The sequence below is a fragment of the Proteus genomosp. 4 str. ATCC 51469 genome (assembly GCF_003144375.1).
GTDB lineage: Bacteria > Pseudomonadota > Gammaproteobacteria > Enterobacterales > Enterobacteriaceae > Proteus.
In genome coordinates this window covers 1-536 of the sequence record NZ_PENV01000048.1, presented here as the reverse complement: position 1 = coordinate 536, position 536 = coordinate 1, and the positions used below count along the sequence as shown (strand labels likewise).

The 536-nt window shown below is 42.2% G+C and carries 1 pseudogene; it reads left to right on the top strand.

Annotation, left to right across the window (positions count from 1 at the left end):
- Window positions 1-536: pseudogene (aroG, locus tag DK866_RS19775) on the top strand (3-deoxy-7-phosphoheptulonate synthase AroG); the annotation flags it as partial.

Here is a 536-nt window from a genome sequence, read left to right as displayed (position 1 = left end):
GATAGTGGCTTGCCAACAGCTGGCGAGTTTTTAGATATGATAACGCCTCAATACGTTGCTGATTTAATGAGTTGGGGTGCCATTGGTGCTCGTACTACAGAATCTCAAGTACACCGTGAGCTTTCGTCTGGTTTGTCTTGTCCTGTTGGTTTTAAAAATGGCACAGATGGAACTATTAAAGTTGCTATTGATGCAATCAATGCAGCTGGATCGCCACACTGTTTTCTTTCTGTCACTAAATGGGGCCATTCAGCCATTGTGCGCACAGCAGGTAATGGTGATTGCCACATTATTTTACGTGGTGGTAAAGAACCAAATTACAGCGCTGAACATGTAGCAGCGGTAAAAGAAGGGCTTAAAAAAGCAGGTTTACCACAAAACGTGATGGTTGACTTCAGTCACGCCAATAGTTGCAAGAAATTTGAGAAACAAATGGAAGTTGGTGCTGATATTTGCCAACAAATTAGCTCAGGTGAAAAAGCATTAATCGGCGTTATGATTGAGAGTCATTTAGTGGAAGGTAGCCAGTCATTAGA